Annotated in this window: 14 protein-coding genes; 9 read left to right on the top strand and 5 right to left on the bottom strand. The window is 62.6% G+C overall.

All coding sequences use genetic code 11. The annotated features are described in order from the left end of the window. Window positions 1-215: 215 nt before the first annotated feature. Complete coding sequence (gene mvaT / locus ACVW0Y_RS01460; protein WP_457435576.1) at window positions 216-590, top strand: histone-like nucleoid-structuring protein MvaT; 375 nt, start codon at window positions 216-218, stop codon at window positions 588-590. A 110-nt stretch (window positions 591-700) separates the two neighbouring features. Here the strand turns inward: mvaT and sbcB are convergent, their stop codons facing one another. After that, window positions 701-2,140: an exodeoxyribonuclease I gene (gene sbcB, locus ACVW0Y_RS01455; protein ID WP_457435825.1), complete on the bottom strand. Its 1,440-nt coding sequence runs from the start codon at window positions 2,138-2,140 to the stop codon at window positions 701-703. A gap of 349 nt (window positions 2,141-2,489) precedes the next feature. Here sbcB and ACVW0Y_RS01450 point away from each other — a divergent pair, with 349 nt between their 5' ends. The 6 genes from ACVW0Y_RS01450 to ACVW0Y_RS01425 are packed head-to-tail and all read left to right on the top strand — an operon-like array spanning window position 2,490 to window position 9,444. Next, window positions 2,490-3,209 (top strand): RDD family protein, encoded by a 720-nt coding sequence (locus tag ACVW0Y_RS01450; RefSeq protein WP_457435575.1) that lies wholly within the window; start codon window positions 2,490-2,492, stop codon window positions 3,207-3,209. Between the two features lie 10 nt (window positions 3,210-3,219). Further along, window positions 3,220-4,197: a stage II sporulation protein M gene (locus tag ACVW0Y_RS01445; RefSeq protein WP_457435573.1), complete on the top strand. Its 978-nt coding sequence runs from the start codon at window positions 3,220-3,222 to the stop codon at window positions 4,195-4,197. Beyond that, window positions 4,184-5,767, top strand: a complete 1,584-nt coding sequence (locus tag ACVW0Y_RS01440) for a DUF4129 domain-containing protein (RefSeq protein WP_457435571.1) — start codon at window positions 4,184-4,186, stop codon at window positions 5,765-5,767. Before ACVW0Y_RS01445 ends, ACVW0Y_RS01440 begins: the two co-directional genes overlap by 14 nt. Further along, the gene (locus ACVW0Y_RS01435; RefSeq protein ID WP_457435570.1) at window positions 5,764-7,014 is read left to right on the top strand and encodes a DUF4350 domain-containing protein; all 1,251 of its coding nucleotides are present in this window, start codon (window positions 5,764-5,766) and stop codon (window positions 7,012-7,014) included. Before ACVW0Y_RS01440 ends, ACVW0Y_RS01435 begins: the two co-directional genes overlap by 4 nt. Continuing rightward, window positions 7,011-8,102, top strand: coding sequence for an AAA family ATPase (locus ACVW0Y_RS01430; protein WP_457435568.1), 1,092 nt, complete (start codon window positions 7,011-7,013; stop codon window positions 8,100-8,102). Before ACVW0Y_RS01435 ends, ACVW0Y_RS01430 begins: the two co-directional genes overlap by 4 nt. Window positions 8,103-8,112: 10 nt before the next feature. Then, window positions 8,113-9,444: a DUF58 domain-containing protein gene (locus ACVW0Y_RS01425; RefSeq protein ID WP_457435566.1), complete on the top strand. Its 1,332-nt coding sequence runs from the start codon at window positions 8,113-8,115 to the stop codon at window positions 9,442-9,444. A 131-nt stretch (window positions 9,445-9,575) separates the two neighbouring features. On the opposite strand, the gene ACVW0Y_RS01420 is transcribed toward ACVW0Y_RS01425, so the two are convergent. From ACVW0Y_RS01420 to ACVW0Y_RS01410, 3 genes are all read right to left on the bottom strand, one after another. Continuing rightward, window positions 9,576-9,932 (bottom strand): PilZ domain-containing protein, encoded by a 357-nt coding sequence (locus ACVW0Y_RS01420; protein WP_457435565.1) that lies wholly within the window; start codon window positions 9,930-9,932, stop codon window positions 9,576-9,578. A 60-nt stretch (window positions 9,933-9,992) separates the two neighbouring features. Further along, the gene (locus ACVW0Y_RS01415) at window positions 9,993-10,418 is read right to left on the bottom strand and encodes a DUF4124 domain-containing protein (RefSeq protein ID WP_457435564.1); all 426 of its coding nucleotides are present in this window, start codon (window positions 10,416-10,418) and stop codon (window positions 9,993-9,995) included. A 105-nt stretch (window positions 10,419-10,523) separates the two neighbouring features. After that, window positions 10,524-10,895 (bottom strand): tetratricopeptide repeat protein, encoded by a 372-nt coding sequence (locus ACVW0Y_RS01410; RefSeq protein ID WP_457435562.1) that lies wholly within the window; start codon window positions 10,893-10,895, stop codon window positions 10,524-10,526. 168 nt (window positions 10,896-11,063) lie between these two features. On the opposite strand from ACVW0Y_RS01410, the gene ACVW0Y_RS01405 reads away from it, so the two are divergent. Then, a complete protein-coding gene (locus tag ACVW0Y_RS01405; protein WP_457435561.1) occupies window positions 11,064-11,867 on the top strand; it encodes an outer membrane assembly lipoprotein YfiO in 804 nt (267 codons plus the stop codon). A gap of 104 nt (window positions 11,868-11,971) precedes the next feature. Then, window positions 11,972-13,423, top strand: a complete 1,452-nt coding sequence (gene pyk, locus ACVW0Y_RS01400; protein ID WP_457435560.1) for a pyruvate kinase — start codon at window positions 11,972-11,974, stop codon at window positions 13,421-13,423. Window positions 13,424-13,473: 50 nt separating this feature from the next. Here the strand turns inward: pyk and pabB are convergent, their stop codons facing one another. Further along, window positions 13,474-14,820 carry an aminodeoxychorismate synthase component I gene (gene pabB / locus ACVW0Y_RS01395; protein ID WP_457435559.1) on the bottom strand — a complete coding sequence of 449 codons (1,347 nt, stop codon included), beginning with the start codon at window positions 14,818-14,820 and terminating at the stop codon, window positions 13,474-13,476. Between the last annotated feature and the right edge of the window lie 111 nt (window positions 14,821-14,931).

The following is a 14,931-nucleotide window of genomic DNA, read 5'->3' as shown; positions in this document are numbered from 1 at the left end:
CGCGGTCGGCAAATCCATGCTTATTGGAGGGCTATAGTTGTGCCTAATAGCAGCGACGCCTGCGCATACATTTAATTATTCACACGCCCCGCAATGGTTCACGCAATAGACTTGAAACTAATTCAGGCAAAACTTTTCAAACATGTTTACTTGCATAAAGTGCGTGACTATTATTACCAACACTAACCCCCGACCACAGATTCAAGGTATCGCCCATGTCCCTGATCAATGAATACCGCGCTACAGAAGAAGCCATCAAAGAACTGCAAGAGCGCCTGAAAAACCTCTCGCAAGATGACAAGCTGAAAAAAGAACTGGAATTCGAAGGCAAACTGCGCACCCTGATGGGCGAATACCAGAAGTCGCTGCGTGACATCATTGCCATGCTCGACCCGGATGCCAAATCCAGCAAAGCCCCACGCGCCGCTAAAGCCACTGGCAGCAAGCGTGCTCGTAAAGTTAAGCAATACAAAAACCCGAACACCGGTGAAGTCATCGAAACCAAAGGTGGCAACCACAAAACCCTGAAAGAGTGGAAAGCCAAGTGGGGCGCTGCCGCCGTTGAAGGCTGGGCTACTCTGCTCGACTAAACTATCGCCCCGGCAGAGCAACTCTGCTTTCGCGATAAATAAAAAACGCCGGTTATGCCGGCGTTTTTTATTGCCTGGATTTTATTTCCGGGCTTAGTCCAGGGCTGAGCCTAGTCCAGGGCATAGCGCTGACGTAACCCCAGGGCATAATCACGCCACTGCTGCAGCAGCGCCTGCTGCGCGGCATCGGCAGTGCTCCAGGCTTGCTGCAGGGCGCTGTCGAACTCGGCCAGGGTATTGGGCGCGCCCCATTGCGGCGCGCTCAAACGTTGCTGGCAGAAGCTGCGCCATTGTTGTTGTTCGTCGCTACTGAGGGTGGCGGGGAAGTTGCGGGCGCGGTAGCGAAACAGCAATTCCGGTAAACGCCCATCATCGAACGGCCATTGTTGCTGGGCTAACGCCTGGGGTTCGGCAACGCGCACTTGCTCGCACAGACGACGATCCCGGTCACCAATAAATCCGTCATATAACTGCTGTTCGGGATCTTCGCTGGGGGTAAATTCTTCAGCGGCATATAACGCCTGCAGTTTTTCCTGCCAAGTTGCCTGACTGTCACGCAGTCGCGCCGCCCGGCTTTCAATCGCGGTCATATCCAGTTGCAAACGCTGTTTATCTTCTTCGCGCAGTACCGCCATCGGTGCCATCACCGGGCAGCGATTGATATGCAAAAGTTTCAAGGGCACTGGCAATTGCCCTTCGGCCAATTGCTCGCGGCGGGTGTAAAGCAGGCGGCGCAAGTTTTCTGCATCAAGGTCAAACAAGGGTGCCGGATCATTCTGTAAGTCACAGACAATCAAAGCATTACGATTGCGTGGGTGCCAGGCCAACGGCAATACCACCGCCAGATAATTACGCGCCGCCGAAAAGCGGCCGGATATATGCACCAGCGGCTGCAGCAAGCGAACTTGGTCGAGCACCTTCTGTTTGCTGCGCAATTGGTAGAGGTAGTCATAGAGTTTCGGTTGTTGGCTACGCAGCAACTTGGCCAGGCCGATAGTGGCGCGCACATCGGACAAGGCGTCGTGCGCCTGGCCGTGGTCGATGCCATTGGCGGCCGTCAGTCGTTCCAGCTTGAGGCTGACCCGGCCGTCTTCCTGCGGCCAGTTGATCCCTTCGGGGCGCAGGGCGTAAGCCGTGCGGACCACATCGATCAGATCCCAACGGCTATTGCCGCCCTGCCACTCGCGGGCATAGGGATCGAAGAAGTTGCGATACAGGCTGTAGCGGGTGACCTCATCGTCAAAGCGCAGGCTGTTGTAGCCGGCGCTGCAGGTGGCCGGGGTGGCCATTTCGGCATGCACGCGGGTCATAAAGTCGGCTTCATCCAGCCCCTCGCGCGCCAGCCGCTCAGGGGTGATGCCGGTGATCAGGCAGGCCATGGGGTGCGGCAGGATATCGTCGCTGGGACGGCAATAGAGGTTCACCGGCGCGCCGATTTCGTTCAGTGCTTCGTCGGTGCGAATCCCCGCCACTTGCAGCGGCCGGTCGCTGCGCGGGTCGATGCCGGTGGTTTCGTAGTCGTACCAGAAGATGCTTGCGCTCACGGCGATTCCTTTTTTGCGTGCCGGCGGTTTGATGGCTGGCGGGGTCAATGAAAGCCGCCGCAGTCTAGCACTGGGAAAACCAGGATCTGCTGCCGCGCTTGCGCAACCGGCATCAGCGAGACTTGTCGCCCGCAGGCCTGGCGACTAGCATGCAGCCATTCGGAGAAATGCCCCACAAGGACGTCAGCATGAACACTGATTTCGCCCCTCCTCTGCCAGCCCATATAAAGCCTCGCAGTGGGTGTCGCCCATAGGCCCGAACCCGTTTGCCGCATGCGCCGCGCCATTTACCTGGTCTGGTTGCTTCCCCGCCTGCTGCTCGCTAGCATCGGGCTTTCCTCGACGCAGTACACCGATGCCTCACACCCCTGCCCTCGCCACCGTCCCCGGCACTGTGCTGGATACCCGGTTCCATGTGGAAACCCCGGAAGGCATTGACCTGGTCATGCGCCCCGCCGGTTTGCTGGTGCGCGCCCTGGCATTTGCCATCGACCTGGCAATCCGCGGGGCAATTCTCGGCGTGATGTTTTTAGTCCTCAGCCTGCTCGGCCAACTCGGCATGGGCCTGGGGGCCATCGTGCTGTTTCTGGTGAACTGGTGGTACATGGTGCTGTTCGAGGTATTCAACCAGGGACGCTCGCCCGGCAAGCAATATATGGGGCTGCGCGTGGTGCATGACGACGGCACGCCAATCGGCTGGGCCTCGTCACTGACCCGCAACCTGCTGCGGTTTGTCGACGTACTGCCCTTCGCCTACACCTTTGGCATTCTCAGCTGCCTCTATAACAGTGCCTTCAAACGCCTCGGTGATCTGACCGCCGGTAGTCTGGTGGTGTACCGCGACGTGCCGCTGCAACGCCCGCCGCTGGTCAGTGCCGAACCACTGCGCGCGCCCTTTGCCCTGAGCCTCCATGAGCAGCGCGCAGTGCTGAGCTTTAGCGAACGCCAGGGCGAATTGTCGGCAGCGCGGCGTACCGAACTGGCGGCAATTCTTGCCGAGCCGTTGCAGGTACCCGTCGAGCAAGCCGAACAGCAGCTCAACCGCATCGCCAGCGGCTTGCTGGGTCCGACATGAAAGCACCGACATGAAACAGACCCTCTTCGAAACTCGCTACCAGGCCGAGTGGCAACGCTTCACCGGCCTGCTCGAAGCCCTGGAACGTGGCAAGGCCAGCAGCAGTGCCTGCCAGGCCTTCGCCGCCGACTACCGGCGTCTCTGCCACCACCTGGCGCTGGCCCAGGAGCGCGGTTACAGCAGTCATCTGATCGACCAGTTGCAGCTGCTGGCCATGCGCGGCCACCAGCAGTTCTACCGCCACCGCAGCCACCTGGGGGCACAGATCATTCAATTCGTGCTCGGCGGTTTTGCCCGTCTGGTGCGTGAGGAATGGCGCAGCGTGCTGCTCGCCACCCTGATGTTTTTCGGCAGCCTGCTTCTGATGGGCGCGCTGGTGTATGGCTTCCCCGATCTGATCTACAGCGTCATGGCCCCCGATCAGGTGGCCGAGATGGAGCGCATGTACGACCCCGACGCGCGCCGCATCGGGCGTAACGAACGGGATTCCGGCGATGACTGGATGATGTTCGGCTACTACATCATGAACAACATCGGCATCTCCTTTCAGACCTTTGCCAGCGGTTTGCTATTCGGCCTGGGTAGTCTGTTTTTCCTGCTGTTCAACGGCCTGACCATTGGTGCCGTAGCCGGCCACCTGACCCAGGTGGGCTACAGCGAAACCTTCTGGTCGTTTGTGATTGGCCATGGCGCGTTCGAACTGACCGGCATCGTTTTCTCCGGCGCTGCCGGTCTGAAAATGGGCTGGGCCTTGCTGGCACCGGGGCGTTTCACCCGCGCCGAAGCCTTGCGCCTGGCCGCTGGCCGCGCAGTACAACTAGTGGCCGGGGTGATCCTGTTCCTGCTGATTGCCGCCTTTGTCGAGGCCTATTGGTCGTCGATGACCTTTACCACCCCGCTGGTCAAATACGTTGTCGGTGCGGGCCTGTGGACCCTGGTGCTGAGCTACTTCACCTTTGCCGGACGCTCTGCCCATGCGCCTGACTGACGCCAGCGTGGCGATTCGCCCGCGCAGCAACTGGGAAGCCATCGACCTCGGCGTACTGCTGGCGCGCCAGCACGTCGGGCTGTTGTTCAGCAGCTGGCTGCTGATCAGCGTGCCGGTTTTTCTGCTGATCAGCGCCGCACTCTGGCAGTACCCGAGCATCGCATTTTTTCTGTTCTGGCTACTCAAGCCGGCGTTTGATCGCTTGCCGCTACATATCCTCTCCCAGGCGCTGTTCGGCAATACACCGACGCTTAAACAAGCCGTGAAAGCCTGGCCGCGTCTGCTCAAACCGCAGTTACTGCAGAGCCTGACCTGGCGTCGCCTGAGCCTGACCCGCAGCTTCGATCTGCCGGTGCTGCAACTCGAAGGCCTGGCCGGGGCAGCGCGCAGCAAACGCCTGGGCGTGCTCGGCCAGCACAGCACCGCCGGGGCCACCTGGCTGACGGTATTGGGCGCGCATCTGGAAGGCGCGCTGTGGCTGGGCCTGACCACGCTGTTCTACCTGCTGCTACCGCAACAGATGAAAACCGACTGGGACTGGCAGAACCTGATCCGCCCCGGGGCCGCTGAATGGCTATGGCTGGAGCACCTGAACAATTCGCTGTACCTGCTGATTCTGGCGGTCTGGGAACCGGTGTATGTGGCCTGTGGTTTCACCCTGTACCTGAACCGCCGCACCACCCTGGAAGGGTGGGATATCGAACTGACCTTCCGCCGTCTGCGCCAGCGCCTCACCGGTATCGCCTATGTGCTGATGCTCGGTTTCGCTGTGCTGTTACTGCAGACGCCCAGCAGTGCCTGGGCCGAAGAAGCGGCGGTAAGCAGCTGCCCGATTCCCTACGACGATCCCCTCGGCCCGGACAAAGACCGCCTGTTCAACCAGCCGCTGACCAGCAAGGCGGCGCAGAGCAGCATCAGCAGCATCCTCGACCAACCGCCATTCGAGAATCGCGAAACCGTCACCCTCTGGCATTTCGGCGATGAGCAAAAGGACCCGGCTAAAAAGCCGCAGAAATCCGGCAGCACCGGCCTGCTGGACGGTTTCGAGCAGTTGCTGAAAGCCTGGCAAGCAGTGAAGTGGCTGGCCAGTGGCGTGGAAATTTTGCTCTGGGGCACGCTGATCACCTTGGTGGTGCTATTGGTCTGGCGTTACCGCGAATGGCTGAGCACCTTTACCACACGCCTGTCGCGGCCCAAGCGCCAGGCCCGCGAAGTGCCGAGCATGCTGTTCGGCCTCGACGTGGCACCGCAAAGCCTGCCCGAGGATGTCGCCGGTGCCGTCGAACGGCTCTGGAGCGAACAACCGCGCGAAGCCCTCGGCCTGCTCTATCGCGCCCTGCTCAGCCGCCTGCTGCACGACTTCCAGTTGCCGCTCAAAGGCTCGCACACCGAAGGCGAAGTGCAGCAACTGGTCAACAACCTTGAGCACAGCGACCTGAGCCGCTTCACCCAGGTACTGACCCGCCACTGGCAGAACCTCGCCTATGGCCACCAGCTGCCGCCGGACAATCTGAAACGTGGCCTCTGCGAAGGCTGGCGGCGGTTGTTCCAGCCAGGAGCGCCGGTATGAATCGGCGCCAATCGTTTTTTCTCGGCGCGGTCATCGTTCTGCTGCTGGGGCTGGCCGCTGTCTATGTGCTCAGCCAGCTCACCCCGTACCAGAAAGAAATCAAACTCGGTGCCTCACCGGAAGCGGCCGCCACTCCTTACCTGGCCGCCGAGCACTTCCTCCAGGCTCGCGGCCTCAGCGTGCAGCGCGCCGATGGCCTGCAAGTGCTGAACGACCTGCCGAGCCCGGGCCACACCCTGTTGCTGCTGGGCAGCCGCGAACAGATGACCCCACGCCAAACCGAACGGGTACTGGCCTGGGCCGCCAAGGGTGGGCATTTGCTGGTGGTCGCCGAGTCGTTATGGGATGAACAGCTGGGCAAGAGCGACGACCTGTTGCTGGATCGCCTGGGCATCCATCAGTTGCTCACCGAAGACCTCGACGAAGGCAGCCAGGCCGAAGGCGAAAAGAGCGAGGGGCAGCCGTCCGCCACCGAGCAGTCAGCCACCGAACAGTCCACAAGCGACGAAGAAGCCGCCAGCAGCGACGAAGACGACCACTACCCCGAACTGACCAAGCTGTACCTGGAAAACGAAGAAGCCCCGGCGTATGTCAACTTCGATACCGACTACCACCTGTTCGATGCCAAGAACCAGGCCCAGGCCTGGGCCAACAGCGCCGACTCCACCCATATGCTGCAACTGAACTACGGCGATGGCCTGGTGACGGTGGTGACCGACAGCTGGATCTGGCAGAACAAGTACATAAAGGCCTACGACAACGCCTGGCTGCTCTGGTACCTGACTCAGGACAGCAAGGTCACCCTGCTGTACCGCGCCGACCGCGACAACCTGCTGACCCTGCTGTGGCGCAACTTCCCCGAAGCCCTCGCCGCCCTGGCGCTGCTGATCGCCCTGGTACTGTGGGCCAATGGCCGTCGTCAGGGGCCGCTGCTGGCACCGGCCAGCCTGGCCCGTCGGCAGTTGCAGGAGCACCTGCGCGGCAGCGCCGATTTCCTCCGTCGCCACAGCGGCGAACAGACCCTGCTGCAAGGTCTGCAACGGGATATCCAACGCCAGGCGCGCCGTCGTCACCCCGGTTTCGAACGCCTGGATATCGCCACCCAATGGCAGATCCTCGGCCGTCTCAGCCGTTTACCCAGCAGTGCCATTAGCCAAGCCATGCGTCCGTTGCCCAAGCAACGGATCTCCGCCACCGAATTCACCCGCCAGGTCGCCCACCTGCAAACCCTCAGGAATGCCCTATGAGCGAACAGACGCCCGATCAGCCCGGCACTCAACCGGCCGCGCCAACCCCCGAACTGAAACTCGACCCGCAAGCGCTCGCGCCAGCTGCCAGTGGCGCAGCGCCGGCTGCCGCCCCCACACCTGCCAATAGCCAGCGGCAGCGCGCCAGCCAGTTGGCCCAGGCCCTGCGCCAGGAGCTGCAGAAAGCTCTGATCGGCCAGACGGCGGTGATCGACGACGTGCTCACCGCCCTGCTGGCCGGCGGCCACGTGCTGCTCGAAGGTGTACCGGGGCTGGGCAAGACCCTGCTGGTACGCGCCCTGGCCCGCTGCTTTGGCGGTGACTTCGCGCGCATCCAGTTCACCCCCGACCTGATGCCCAGCGACGTCACCGGCCACGCCGTGTACGACCTGCAATCGGAGCAGTTCAAACTGCGCAAGGGCCCGGTGTTCACCAACCTGCTGCTGGCGGACGAAATCAACCGCGCCCCGGCGAAAACCCAGGCGGCCCTGCTGGAAGTGATGCAGGAACGTCAGGTGACCCTGGAAGGCCGTGCCCTGCCAGTGGCGCAACCCTTTATGGTGTTGGCGACGCAGAACCCCATCGAGCAGGAAGGCACCTACCCCTTGCCCGAGGCCGAACTGGACCGCTTTATGCTCAAGCTGCGGATGGATTATCCACAGCTGGACGAAGAGCTGAGCATGGTCCGCCAGGTCAGCCGCTCGTCCCGCGCCGATATGCTCGATGTGGTGCCGCTGCGCCCGCTGCTGCAAGCCAAGGACGTTCTGGCCCTGCAGAAAATCGCCAGCGAACTGGCCCTCGACGATCAGGTGCTCGACTACGCCGTGCGCCTGGCGCGCACCACCCGCAGCTGGCCAGGCCTGGCCATTGGCGCCGGGCCACGAGCCTCGATTGCCCTGGTGCGCGGTGGCCGTGCGCGGGCCTTGCTGCGCGGCGGCGACTTTGTGACCCCGGACGATATCAAGGGCTGCGCCCTGGCCGTGCTGCGTCACCGCGTGCGCTTGTCGCCGGAGCTGGATATCGAAGGCCTGTCGGTAGACCAAGTACTGCAACAGATGCTCGACCAGGTGGCAGCACCGCGTCTATGAAGGCAGCCCAATGAAACCCTCGCGCCTGCTTCTGCTGCTGCTCGGCAGTCTGCTGGGCCTGGCCATCGTGCTGGGCATCCTGCAGGCCCTGGACGTGCACGTGCCGGCCACCCTGCATAGCCTGTGGTGGGCGGCGCTGGTGGCGCTGGCCGTGGTCAGTGCGGTGGATGTGCTGTGGCTGCGGCAATTGCCCTCGCCCCAACTGAGCCGCAGCCTGCCGGGCAATCTGTCGCTAGGCCGTTGGGGTGAGGTGCAGTTGCTCGCCCAGCACAGCTTCAAACATCGCCAACAGCTGGAGGTATTCGACCATGTGCCGGCCGGCATGGACGTCGAGTTTCTGCCGCAGCGCATCGAACTGCGCCCTGGCGAGCAGACCCAGTTCAGCTACCGGGTACGGCCGCTGGTGCGTGGCCATTTCAGTTTCAGCCGCTGCGAGCTGGGCATCCCCAGCCCGCTGCGCCTGTGGCAGGGCCGCCGTTTCCTGCAGTTGCCGGGTGCCACCCGGGTGTACCCGGACTTCGCCCGCCTGTATGACGCCAGCCTCAAAGGCGTTGATGACTGGCTCGGCCAACTCGGCGTGCGCCAGCAACAGCGGCGCGGTCTGGGCCAGGAATTCCAGCAACTGCGCGAGTTCCGCGACGGCGACACGCTGCGCCAGATCGACTGGAAGGCCACCGCGCGCAAACGCACACCGATTGCGCGCGAGTATCAGGACGAACGCGACCAACAGATCATCTTCCTGCTCGATTGTGGCCGCCGCATGCGCAGCCAGGACGGCGACCTGTCGCACTTCGACCATGCCCTCAATGCCTGCCTGCTGCTCAGCTATGTGGCCCTGCGTCAGGGCGATGCGGTGGGCCTGGCGACCTTTGCCGGCGACCAGCCGCGCTTTCTCGCTCCGGTCAAAGGCCAGGCGCATTTGAATGTGCTACTCAACGCCGTGTACGACCTGAAAAGCACCCAGCGCCCCGCCGACTACGCCGCCGCCATCGACGGCCTGCTGGCCCGCCAGCGACGCCGTGCACTGGTGGTGATCGTCAGCAACCTGCGCGATGAAGACGACGAGCAACTGCTGGCCGCGGTCAAACGCCTTGGCCGCCAGCACCGGGTATTGCTCACCAGCCTGCGCGAAGAAGTGCTCGACAGCCTGCGCCAGCGCCCGGTGCAGAACTACGAAGAAGCCCTGGCTTACTGCGGCACGGTGGACTACCTCAACGCCCGCACCAGCCTGCATGACCGGCTGACGGCCCATGGCGTGCCGGTGCTGGATGCGCGGCCGAGCCAACTCGGTCCCGAATTGGTAGAAAAGTATCTGGCGTGGAAAAAAGCGGGCGTGTTCTAACCCAGGAATGTGCTGCAAACGCACCGATATGAGCCCATCCCCGTCGTCCTCGCGCAGGGGATGACGGTGTTGGGGGGGTAACGCGCAGGTTGGGTTGAGCCGCAGGCGAAGCCCAACAGGTCGGCTCAGGATTAAACCGGAGCAGCGACAGTCTGGAAGGTGAAGTACTGGCGCAGGGCGTCGACCATCTCGACGTATTCGGCAGGCGGGGCGACCAGGGCGAAGCCGGAGTCCCAGCCGCCGGGGGTGACATCTTCGCGGCACCATTGGCAGGTGGCGGAGAAGTTGATGATGCGTTGGCCAGTCGGCCCGGGAATTTTCAGACACATCTCGAAGCGTGCGCCCACCAGCATCGGCAGCTCGCTGATCAGCATCAGCCCGTCCAGCGACACATTGCCAATATGGCCCATGGGCTTGTCGGTGATGCGGTTGAAGACATTCAGGTAGTACGGCAGCTGATGTCGATCGATTCGGCGTTCACTTCGCATGATGGCAAATCGCTACGGGCGGCCCATGAGTATGGCCTCTGGGTCAGGGTTGAGCCAGCCTCAGTCGCAATCCTGCGCAATCTGCTGGCCCAGTTGGCGACGAGCGGCGTCCATCTGCTGGTCGCTCAGGTACTCGCGCTCGCCTTGTTCGTTCACCGCGTAATAGGTGCTACCGGGGCGAATTTTCGCCAGCTTGTAGCGCAGCCTGCCGCAGTATTCGTTGATTTCGGCCTGCTGCTTACCGGCACGCTGTTCGACTTGCGCCTGTTCATCGCGGCGCGCTTTGTAGAAGTTATCCGTGCGTTCCTGGCGCTGACGAGTGGCATCGTCGCTTTCGATTACTTGCGGCTTGACCTGCACCTGGCTCGCGCCGGATACGGGACGTTGATCGAAATGCACCTGGCCTTGGGCATCGGTCCATTTATAGATTTCCGCACTGGCCTGCATGGACAACACCAGCAGTGCCGCCGGCAATACAAAGCGCATGGCCTTCCTCCCTGAATAAACGCCAACGCCCGGCACCTTGCCGGGCGACGCTATCTTGGCGAACTGCCGAGAACTTGCCAATAGCATGTTGGCGCAACCGATGGGTTACAGCGGTGCCGCCGACACCTTGGCCGGCTGGTTCGGTTTGTGGCCAATTTGCTGCAGGGTGTCCAGGCGGGCGCGGGCGCGGTAGGCGTATTCGCTGGATGGGTAGCGGGCAATGATGAACTGGTAGGTCTGGGCGGCGTCGACGAACAGGTTCTCGCGTTCCAGGCACTGGCCACGCAACAGCGAGATCTCCGGCTGGACATAGCTGCGCGAGCGGCTTTTGCGCTCGGCCTGGGACAGCTCCAGCATGGCCTTGTCACAGTCGCCAGCGTTGTACTGTTTGTAGGCCTGGTCCATGTGGTAATCCAGCGACATGCTGTTGCAACCCACTGCACTCAGCGCCATGACCAAAATAAGCAAAATTCTCATAGGCATATCCTCCAATGAGGAGTGTATCGACAGTCACTGAAAAAACTGCAGATGCAATGTTCAGCATATCCTCCGATTGGAACAGCGCCAGCACCCTTGGTCCAGCGCCACCGCCTGTCTAGACTGAAGCGGCGTAACGGCACACAACAATAAGAACAAGGAACCTGCATGCTCCCTCGCCCATTGCTGTCCCTGCTGTGCTGCGTGCTACTGAGTGCCTGCGCCCCCACCACGCCGTTGTTTCTGGCCCAGGTCGGCACCCAGGAAGCGGCCGAATCGAAAGAGCTGAAAAACAAGCGCATGCTCGCCGCCATCGAAGACGAAGGCGATCTGCTCACCTACAGCGCCATGGCCATCCGCGACGGCAGCAGCGCCAAGGCCGAAGCTACCTACCTCAAGGGCTACCAGGACAACCAGCTGAGCAACGAGGTACGGGCCATCTCCCTGTACCAGATCGGCCTTATCTATATGAGCCGCTTCAACGACCAGCGCGACGACACCAAGGCCCTCAACACCTTCTATAAGGTGCGCAACGAGTTCGCCCAGACCCGCGCCGCGCGTCGCAGCGAGCAGCGCATCGCGCTGATCGGCCAGCGCGCCAACGAACCCCTGCAACAAAATGCCCGCCAGCTGCTGGCCAACTGGAAGCCCAGCCAGAGCCTCGACCTCAACAAGCCCAGCCTCGACCCGGACCTGACCCTGCTATCACGGCGCGCCGTGCTCAAGGACCGGGTCAGCGACGCCGAGGAGCTGTACCGGATCGCCCTGATGGACGACGGCGTGGAAGCCTCGATCAAGCACGAAGCCATGTACCAGGTGGCGTTGATGTACCTGGCAGCCGACAACCCGCACCCCAGCCGCGACAAGGCCATCAGCTACCTGCGCCAGTTGCTGGCCCAGCACCCCAGTGCTGAGCTGGCCGCCAAAGCCGCCCGCCATCTGGATACTGCGCTGAATACCGTCACCCCTTGAGCACAGGGCTGGAAAGCGCAGCAGAAGGTAGTGCAGCGGAACAATGACTACAGCGGCGCAGCATAGTAGCCTCGGCTTCTGCTCGCCCTTTGGAGTCTTTACGCATGACCTTTCGCCGCACCAAAATCGTCGCCACCCTCGGTCCAGCCAGCAACTCCCCGGAGGTTCTGGAACAACTGATTCTTGCCGGCGTAGACGTCTGCCGCCTGAACTTCTCCCACGGCACCCCGGACGAACACAAAGCGCGCGCCAACCTGGTTCGTGAAATCGCTGCCAAGCACGGCCGCTTCGTGGCCCTGCTCGGCGACCTGCAAGGTCCGAAGATCCGCATCGCCAAATTCGCTGACAAGCGCATCGAGCTCAAAGAAGGCGACAGCTTCCGTTTCTCCGTGACCCATCCGCGCGATGCCGGCACCCAGGAAGTGGTGGGCATCGACTACCCGGACCTGATCAAAGACTGCAAAACCGGCGACGAGCTGCTGCTCGATGACGGCCGCGTGGTGATGCTGGTGGAATCCACCACGGCCGATGAGCTGCACTGCCGTGTACTGATCGGCGGCCCGCTGTCCGACCACAAAGGCATCAACCGTCGTGGTGGCGGCCTCACCGCCCCGGCCCTGACCGCCAAAGACAAAGCTGATATCAAGCTGGCTGCCGAAATGGAGCTGGACTACCTGGCCGTGTCCTTCCCCCGCGATGCTGCGGACATGGAACTGGCCCGTCGTCTGCGCGACGAAGCCGGCGGCACCGCCTGGCTGGTGGCCAAGATCGAACGCGCCGAAGCCGTGGCCGACGACGAAACCCTCGACGGCCTGATTCGCGCCAGCGATGCGGTAATGGTGGCCCGGGGTGACCTCGGCGTGGAAATCGGCGATGCCGAGCTGGTGGGCATCCAGAAGAAAATCATCCTGCACGCACGCCGTCTGAACAAAGCAGTGATCACGGCCACGCAGATGATGGAATCGATGATCAGCAGCCCGATGCCGACTCGCGCCGAAGTGTCCGACGTGGCCAACGCCGCCCTGGACTTCACCGACGCGGTGATGCTCTCGGCCGAAAGCGCCGCCGGCATGTACCCGGTGGAAGCAGTGAAGGCCATGGCCCGCGTCTGTGTCGGTGCGGAAAAGCACCCGACCAACAAGCGCTCCAGCCATCGCCTCGGGCATACCTTCGAGCGCTGCGATGAAAGCGTGGCCCTGGCGGCCATGTACACCGCCAACCACTTCCCCGGCGTCAAAGCGATCATCGCCCTGACTGAAAGCGGCTACAGCCCGCTGATCATGTCGCGCATTCGCTCGCAGGTGCCGATCTTTGCCTTCACCCCGCACCGCGAAACCCAGGCCCGGGTGGCCATGTTCCGTGGCGTGTACACCGTACCCTTCGACCCGGCAGCGCTGCCGGCGAACAAAATCAGTGAAGCGGCGATTGATGAGCTGGTGAAACGCGGCGTGGTGCAACCCGGTGACTGGGTGATCCTGACCAAGGGTGACAGCTACCACACCACCGGTGGCACCAACTCGATGAAGATCCTCCACGTCGGTGAACCTCAGGTCTGATCTGGCCTGGCTAGCTCCGGCCCGCCCGCATCAGCACGGCGGGCCGGATATCAGACAAGCCCTTCGAGGGTTTGCAGGAGCACCCGCACCTTGGTGATCGATTCGTTGTACTCGGACTGCCAGTCCGAGTCGGCAACGATGCCGCCACCGCCCCAGCAGCTGACCTGAGCGTCCTTGATCAGCAGGCTGCGAATGGCGATCGAACTGTCCATTTCCCCCCGTACATCCACATACAACAGCGAGCCGCAGTAGATAGCGCGCTGGGTCGGCTCGAGCTCGTCGATAATCTGCATGGCGCGAATTTTCGGTGCCCCGGTGATGGAGCCACCCGGGAAACTGCTGGCCAGCACATCGAGGGCATCCTTGCCCGGTGCCAGGGTGCCGACCACGCTGCTCACCAGGTGGTGCACGTTGGGGTAGCTTTCCAGCACGAACAATTCCGGCACCCGCACCGAACCGGTGGCGCAACTGCGGCCCAGATCGTTGCGTAGCAGGTCGACGATCATCAGGTTTTCCGCCCGCTCCTTTTTGCTCGCCATCAGCTCGGCGGCCAGGGCCTGGTCTTCGGCCGGGGTCTGGCCGCGCGGGCGGGTGCCCTTGATCGGCCGGGTTTCCACCTGGCCCTGATGCACCCGCACAAAACGCTCAGGGGACAGACTGACCACCGCCTGCCCCTCCCCCAGCGCCTGATAGCCGGAAAAGGGTGTCGGGCAGGCCCGACGCAAGGCCTGGTAGGCCGCCCAGGGCTCGCCCTGACAGGGCGCTCGAAAGCGCTGGGCGAAGTTCACCTGGTAGCAATCACCGGCCTGGATATAGCCCTGAATCCGCTCGAAGGCTTCACGGTACTGGGCTTCGCTAAGGTCGGCGGCGAAGTCCTGCTGCAGGCTGAACGGCTGTAGCGCCGGCGCGCTGCCCTGCTCGAACAGGTTCACCAGACGCTGGCGCTCGTCCGCCGCCAGGGCCGGGTGGAACAGCAACTGGCTGGTGCCCAGTTGGTGATCGCTGATCAGCGCCCAGGCGTACAAACCCAACTGTGCATCCGGCAATTGCAGGTCATTCAGCGCCGGACTCGGCAGGTGCTCCAGACGGCGACCGAAATCGTAACTCAGGTACCCCATCAGACCGCCGGCAAACGGCAGCTCGCAGCCTGCTGGCAGCTCCGCCACGCCCAGTCGGGCCAGGGCCGCACGCAGGCGCTGGATAAAGTCGTTGGCCGATTCGTCAGCGCTGGGTGCCAGCGCTGCCAATGGCCAGGCGCTCATAAGGTCATAGCGTGCACGCTGGGACAAAGGCCGACCGCCGTCGAGCAGCACCGCACCCGGCGCGGTGCGGATGTGGGAGAAGTACTCAGACGGGTCTGATCTATAAGGCAGCGGATGCAGCGAACAAGTAGGCATGGGCAGGGTCGAGCGGGCGCGGGCGCCGATTGTAGAGCGCTGCCAGCATTCATCCTAGAGCGCGTGAGTGGGTTTACTCGGAGATAGCGAGCTGATTAGTATGGATAGATC

It is taken from the genome of Pseudomonas sp. TE3786, assembly GCF_054057335.1.
The sequence above is the reverse complement of the archived record's forward strand: the minus strand, read 5'-3'. Positions and strand labels throughout refer to the sequence as shown.

Bases quoted from the DNA above. Each gene is read 5' to 3' on its own strand.
- pyk (WP_457435560.1), top strand. From the start codon at position 11,972: ATGACCTTTCGCCGCACCAAAATCGTCGCCACCCTCGGTCCAGCCAGC.
- mvaT (WP_457435576.1), top strand. From the start codon at position 216: ATGTCCCTGATCAATGAATACCGCGCTACAGAAGAAGCCATCAAAGAA.
- ACVW0Y_RS01405 (WP_457435561.1), top strand. From the start codon at position 11,064: ATGCTCCCTCGCCCATTGCTGTCCCTGCTGTGCTGCGTGCTACTGAGT.
- ACVW0Y_RS01440 (WP_457435571.1), top strand. From the start codon at position 4,184: ATGCGCCTGACTGACGCCAGCGTGGCGATTCGCCCGCGCAGCAACTGG.
- ACVW0Y_RS01420 (WP_457435565.1), bottom strand. From the start codon at position 9,932: ATGCGAAGTGAACGCCGAATCGATCGACATCAGCTGCCGTACTACCTG.
- ACVW0Y_RS01415 (WP_457435564.1), bottom strand. From the start codon at position 10,418: ATGCGCTTTGTATTGCCGGCGGCACTGCTGGTGTTGTCCATGCAGGCC.
- ACVW0Y_RS01450 (WP_457435575.1), top strand. From the start codon at position 2,490: ATGCCTCACACCCCTGCCCTCGCCACCGTCCCCGGCACTGTGCTGGAT.
- ACVW0Y_RS01425 (WP_457435566.1), top strand. From the start codon at position 8,113: ATGAAACCCTCGCGCCTGCTTCTGCTGCTGCTCGGCAGTCTGCTGGGC.
- ACVW0Y_RS01430 (WP_457435568.1), top strand. From the start codon at position 7,011: ATGAGCGAACAGACGCCCGATCAGCCCGGCACTCAACCGGCCGCGCCA.
- ACVW0Y_RS01445 (WP_457435573.1), top strand. From the start codon at position 3,220: ATGAAACAGACCCTCTTCGAAACTCGCTACCAGGCCGAGTGGCAACGC.
- pabB (WP_457435559.1), bottom strand. From the start codon at position 14,820: ATGCCTACTTGTTCGCTGCATCCGCTGCCTTATAGATCAGACCCGTCT.
- ACVW0Y_RS01410 (WP_457435562.1), bottom strand. From the start codon at position 10,895: ATGAGAATTTTGCTTATTTTGGTCATGGCGCTGAGTGCAGTGGGTTGC.
- ACVW0Y_RS01435 (WP_457435570.1), top strand. From the start codon at position 5,764: ATGAATCGGCGCCAATCGTTTTTTCTCGGCGCGGTCATCGTTCTGCTG.